Source organism: Candidatus Nitrosotalea sp. FS, from assembly GCF_011319475.1.
GTDB lineage: Archaea > Thermoproteota > Nitrososphaeria > Nitrososphaerales > Nitrosopumilaceae > Nitrosotalea.
In genome coordinates, this window is sequence record NZ_RCMC01000218.1 from 1 (window position 1) to 6,061 (window position 6,061).

Below are 6,061 nucleotides of genomic sequence, written 5' to 3' on the forward strand. Positions count from 1 at the left end.
TGCAATACTTGGAAGGCCAGTTTATTTTTGCCACCCGCATGTATGCATTTGCAATTGCAGACTCCAAAGTATCTCCAACAGCAGTCACTCCAAGCACTCTACCACCACTAGTCAAAATTTTGCCATTTTCTTTTCTTGTTCCAGAATGAAACACCTGAGAACCAGGAATGACATCATCAAGACCTGTTATCGCCTCATCTTTTGGATAAGATTCTGGATATCCTTTTGATGCAAGTATGACACATACCGCACTTTGTTTTTTCCAAGACATTGAGGTAGTGAAGATAATGTACCATCAATACTTGCTTGAATGTACACAAACAAGTCTGAATCCATACGCATCATGATAGGTTGACATTCTGGATCACCCATTCGTGCGTTAAATTCCAGAACATATGGCTTGCCATCTTTTAGCATTATTCCAGCATACAGAAATCCTTTGAATACAATGCCTTCTTTTTTCATGGATGCAATTGTTTTTTCAATAACATTTTTTTGAATTTCATTTGCTGTGACATCATCAATCACAGGAGTTGGAGAGTACGTACCCATCCCACCAGTGTTTGGACCCTTGTCGTTATCATAAATTCTCTTGTGGTCCTGGCTTGTCGCCATTGGGATACGCAATATTCCCATCAGAGAGTGCGATAAAAGAGGCTTCAACCCCATCTATTCTTTCTTCCAAGATAATTTTTGAACCAGCATTTCCAAAATTTTTCTGTACCAACATCTTGTTTATTGCATCAGTTGCCTCAGCAGTACCATTACAGACAATCACCCCTTTTCCAGCAGCAAGCCCATCGGCTTTTACAACCAATGGGTAATCCACAGATTTTGCAAAATCTATTGCTTTTTTCGGATCATCAAACACCTCAAACCGTGCTGTCAGTATTCCATTTCTTTTCATGAAATTTTTTGCCCAGATCTTACTTGATTCAAGCTGTGCCGCACTCTTGGTAGGACCAAAAACACGTAGTCCTTTTTTTGTAAACTCGTCAACTATGCCATTTGACAAGGGAATTTCAGGACCCACTACAGTAACACAGTCATTGTCTTTTGCAAATTTTGCAAGACCTTCAATATCATCAGAAGAAATATTCACGTTGTTTAAAGTTCCACCATTTCCAGGTGCATAGTAAATTTTACCCACTTTTGGACTTTGTGAGAGTTTCCAACCTAATGCGTGCTCTCGTCCGCCAGAGCCCACAACCAAAACGTTGACCAATGCTTTCGGCTTGAATCATGAGGTATATAATCCAAGATTGGTTTTAGAAATATTCATTAAAGCATAGACTAGACGTACTTTATTGAACCAAGTAGATGCAACAAAATCAGTTTATCTTTTTACACATGGTAGAAGGGACTTGGAGGCAAGTGCGACAAATGCACTTGTTGCAAACGGTTTTGCAAAAGAGAGGATACTTGCTGCCAAGGCAGATGCAGTAGGAAATGTGGGCGATTACATGGCAATGCTTTGGATGCCACCGACTCCTGATCACATAAAGATCCAAAAGATAACAAAGGTGGAACAAGTCAAGGCAGAAGGCATGGTTGGACTCTGGAAAGGAGTTTCAAAAGAAGACCTTTTCACAATACCACTAAAATAAATCACATATTATTTTACACACTAAATTTCTTTTATCGCAGCCCAAGNACGATATCTTGTACTAGGGCAGAGATGAAACTTGCAAACTCGGAATCTTGAAATTTTATAGTATCAACTTTGTCCTGATTCAGTGCAGATTGGACTGCTTGCAGATGATAACATTGCCTGCCCTTTTCCATTGCGTTATAGTAATAATCTTCACAAGAACAGTATCCTAAATCTAAATCAAGCCAGTGTTCGTTGTCTTTTCCAACTACAGTCCAGATCTTTCTGTTACTTGGTTCAAACAGATGCAGTTTCACTCCATTTGATGACACTATGGACTCTACATTTCCTGACTCTTTCACAAGAATTTAATTGAAAAAAGATAGGTATATCTTTGATGGTAAAGACAAGGATTGTTCCCTCACAGCCAGCACTAGTTCTAGAAGAGGATCAGAGATTTCTTGTAGTTACCGACTTGCATATTGGGTTTGAGGTAGGCATGATCTCAAATGACATCAATGTCAGACCAGAGGGAATGATTGAAGAGATTCATTCAACCCTTGATGCCTTGATCAAGTCCGAAAAACCTGACAGTTTGANCCAGAGATTTCTTGTTGTTACCGACTTGCACATTGGATTTGAAGGAGGCATGATCTCAAATGACATCAACGTTAGACCAGATGGAATGATTGAAGAGATTCATTCAACGCTTGATGCCTTGATCAAGTCTGAAAAACCTGACAGTTTAGTTCTTCTAGGAGATATCAAGTCAGGCATAGATTCAATCTCAAAAATAGAATGGCAGATGGTTCCAATGTTTTTTGAGATTGGAAAAAAGATCAATACGATAGTGGTTCCTGGGAATCATGATGGAAATTTATCTCGCTTGGTTCCAGATTACATAACCATGACAGGTCCATCAGGTCTAGTCATAGGAGATACACTACTAACACACGGTCATGTCATGCCATCTGAGAATTTTTCACATGTGAACAGAATAGTAATGGGGCATCTCCACCCAGTGTATTTTCAAGAAGGTTCGGTACTGGATGGACAAAGATTATGGGTGTCAATCAAGACTGCAAAGAAAAATATTTTTCCATCAACTAATGGAGAACTTGAGATAATCATAGTACCATCTTTTAACAAGTACTTGTACGCAACACACAAACATTACCACAAAAAATCAATCTCACCAATATATGACCGTGTAAAAGATCATTATTCAGCAAAGATAGTGACATTAGACGGATCCATAATCGGAGACGAATCAGTTACATCAGAGATACTCTAGCCAAATGTTTCTATCATACTAAACCAAGGTTTGTCAGAATTACGAAATTCTAGAACAACAAGTTATTGTAATCAGATTTTCATTATGTTATGCATATCACTTTGCTGTTTTTATTACCATCATACAGTCCCTTTAATGCATCAATATCACAACCTGAAATGTATGGATAATCCGGCAATACTGGACTCATCAGATCTTCTGAAGCTGTAGAGTGCCCAAGACCCATGGCATGTCCAAACTCGTGTCGTATTATAGCACTGAGATTATTTGCATCAAGCTTGTCGGCTTTGTAGATTGTTATTTTAGATTTTAAAATTTCATTGCCATCTACAAGCGATTTTGTATATCCAGAATATCCATCTGGGCTTACATCCGTTGTAAGTATTATTTCCACATCTCCTGTTCCATCAGGAGATCCGTTGATGTCAAACTTTTGAGGAATGTATGATTTGGTATGCTCCGAGGATGCTTGTTCAGCAGCTCCTTCCCATCCTACATAAAATATAGAAGATGTCCCTTTTGGACCCTTACCTGTCTGAGAATTATCAATATTTACTGCCTTGGTGGATGTGATTGCACTCTCCATAGAATCTAGCATATTTTGTGAAAGTTTTGCATCATTTACCACATGGATGTGAATTACTCTGTCATTTGCAATATTCCACGCCACCCACGTATTTACTGTATCACCTTGTAGATTTTGAATTACATAACTAGATGTTGCACCAGATAGTTTGGGAGTTAGAAATTGGTTTTCATATTGTAAGTAAACTACAAACAAGGATAAAGTTGAGACGGCAATTATTGCAATAGTCACATGTATTATTTTTTTATTTTCAATTTTTAATCCATGTGGCTGATTAGAAACAATCTTATTTTGTATAGCTTGATTTTGTCTTCTCAAAATCGAATTTATCTCTTTGAGGATGATTTTTTGTTGTTCTAGATCTTGGACCAGCTCTACATTCATCTTTCAATCTCCAAGATGCTTTGTAATTCAAGATGTCTTGAGGAGATATCTACTACGGAATATCCTACTCTGTTATTTTTCACCAACACATATAGTTCTAGATAGATTTAACCATTTTCCTAAAATTGATATAATTTAGAAAAACTCACGATTTTTAGGTAAAAATGTATCAAATTATATAAAATAGGTAAAAATACCTTTTATTCAATCTATTTTTTCATACGACTCTAATGGTTTTTTNGATTGTAACACTTGATGGCTCCATAATAGGAGACGAATCAGTACTCAAAAACATAATTTAATGAGCATAAAATCATCCCACATTTTCATACGACTCTAATGGTTTTTTTGTGGTCTCATTATGCTTTAACCACTCCAATGTCTTTGCAAAAGAGTCTGCAAGCTCTGTTGTTATCAACACAGGAATTCCAAGCTCTACAGCCTTTCTTCTTATTTGATATTCATCATAAAGCATGCCAACATATTTTTCAAGTGTTGATGTACTTGGTACATTTATGATAAAGTCAATCTTTCTTTCATATAACAAATCAGCAATGTTTGGTTTTCTTTGCGGCTCACTTATCTTGTAGACTACCTCTACATCTCCTATTCTTTTATCAGACAAGAATTCTGCAGTGTGTTCTGTTGCAAGCAGTTTGTATCCAAGGCTTTTGAGTAAGAGTGCAGTCTGTAATAGTTTTTCCTTGTTCTCAGATCCACCCGCACTGATAAGCACAGACCCTTGTGTTGGAAGAGAATATCCTACCGAGGTCAGACCCTTTGCAAGAGCATCATAGAAACTATCGCCAAAGCATGCGGCCTCTCCAGTTGACTGCATCTCAACACCCAAGATGATATCAGCCCCATCAAGTTNGCTGATAAGTACAGACCCTTTAGTTGGAAGAGAATATCCTACTGAGGTCAGGCCCTTTGCGAGAGCATCATAGAAACTCTCGCCAAAGCATGCAGCTTCTCCAGTTGATTGCATCTCAACACCCAAGATAATATCAGCCCCATCAAGTTGCATAAACGAAAACTGGGGAACTTTGATTCCATAGTGTGGAATCTTGCGCCACCTATCCTTTGCAACATGTGGAAGTGGTTTACCAAGTACTGCTCGTGCTGCCAAGTTGATAAGATTCATTCTTACAAATTTTGAAACAAATGGCATGGAGCGTGATGCCCTGATGTTAAGCTCAATCACATATACCTGATCTTGGTTTATCAAAAATTGCAGATTAAACGGTCCTTTAATTTTAAATGCAATCCCTACTTTTTTTGCGTAATCAAGAATTGTATCTATTACCTTGTTGTTCAGTGTCCATGGTGGAATGCACATCATGGAATCACCAGAGTGGACTCCGGCACCTTCAATGTGTTCAATTACTGCGCCAATAACCACATTCTTGCCGTCTCCCACACCATCAACTTCGGCCTCAAGTGAGTTGAGCATGAATTTTGTTATTACCACAGGATAGTCAGGTGAGACATTGGTGGCTTCTTGAAGATACTTTTTGAGTTGTGTCTCAGACCAGACAACTTTCATTGCCGCCCCACTGAGTACGTAAGAAGGCCTTACAAGAACAGGATAGCCAACTTTGGTTGCAAACTTTTTGGCATCAGCAAGACTTGAAAATGCCTGCCACGGAGGCTGCTTGATATTTAGATCATCAAGTACTTTGCTAAATATAGAACGATTTTCAGCCCTGTCAATGTCTTCAAAAGATGTTCCAATTATTTTTATTCCATTTTGTGCAAGCTTTGGAGTCAAATTGTTTGCAGTCTGTCCACCCACTGCTGTGACAATTCCATCTAGTTTTTCAAAATCTGCAACATCAAGTACTCGTTCAAGTGTGAGCTCTTCAAAGTACAACCTGTCACAGATATCATAATCAGTTGATACAGTCTCTGGGTTGCAGTTTATTACAGAAACTTCTTTTACGCCATTTTCTTNGGTAACAATTCCATCTAGTTTTTCAAAATCGGCAACATCGAGTACTCGTTCTAGTGTGAGCTCTTCAAAGTATAATCTATCACAGATATCATAATCAGTTGATACAGTCTCCGGATTGCAGTTTATTACAGAAACTTCTTTTACGCCANCCCCACTTAATACATAGGAAGGCCTCACAAGAACTGGATAGCCAACTTTGGTTGCAAACTTTTTAGCATCAGCAAGACTTGAAAATGCTTGCCATGGGGGCTG

The 6,061-nt window shown here is 38.3% G+C and carries 4 protein-coding genes and 2 pseudogenes; 2 read left to right on the forward strand and 4 right to left on the reverse strand.

Annotation, left to right across the window (positions count from 1 at the left end):
- Nucleotides 1-1,225, reverse strand: a pseudogene (gene purD, locus DYY66_RS08230) (phosphoribosylamine--glycine ligase); the annotation flags it as partial.
- A gap of 82 nt (nucleotides 1,226-1,307) precedes the next feature.
- On the opposite strand from purD, the gene DYY66_RS08235 reads away from it, so the two are divergent.
- Together DYY66_RS08235 and DYY66_RS08245 are read left to right on the forward strand one after the other, a co-directional pair.
- Nucleotides 1,308-1,607, forward strand: coding sequence for a hypothetical protein (locus DYY66_RS08235; protein WP_166288025.1), 300 nt, complete (start codon nucleotides 1,308-1,310; stop codon nucleotides 1,605-1,607).
- Between the two features lie 633 nt (nucleotides 1,608-2,240).
- Nucleotides 2,241-2,885 (forward strand): metallophosphoesterase, encoded by a 645-nt coding sequence (locus DYY66_RS08245; RefSeq protein WP_394352613.1) that lies wholly within the window; start codon nucleotides 2,241-2,243, stop codon nucleotides 2,883-2,885.
- Nucleotides 2,886-2,967: 82 nt separating this feature from the next.
- On the opposite strand, the gene DYY66_RS08250 is transcribed toward DYY66_RS08245, so the two are convergent.
- The 3 genes and pseudogenes from DYY66_RS08250 to DYY66_RS14705 form a co-directional block, all read right to left on the reverse strand.
- Nucleotides 2,968-3,855: a matrixin family metalloprotease gene (locus DYY66_RS08250; RefSeq protein WP_166288028.1), complete on the reverse strand. Its 888-nt coding sequence runs from the start codon at nucleotides 3,853-3,855 to the stop codon at nucleotides 2,968-2,970.
- Between the two features lie 313 nt (nucleotides 3,856-4,168).
- Nucleotides 4,169-4,693, reverse strand: coding sequence for a hypothetical protein (locus tag DYY66_RS14700; protein ID WP_255496397.1), 525 nt, complete (start codon nucleotides 4,691-4,693; stop codon nucleotides 4,169-4,171).
- A gap of 36 nt (nucleotides 4,694-4,729) precedes the next feature.
- Nucleotides 4,730-5,808 (reverse strand): annotated as a pseudogene (locus DYY66_RS14705) (ATP-grasp domain-containing protein); the annotation flags it as partial.
- Nucleotides 5,809-6,061: the final 253 nt, after the last annotated feature.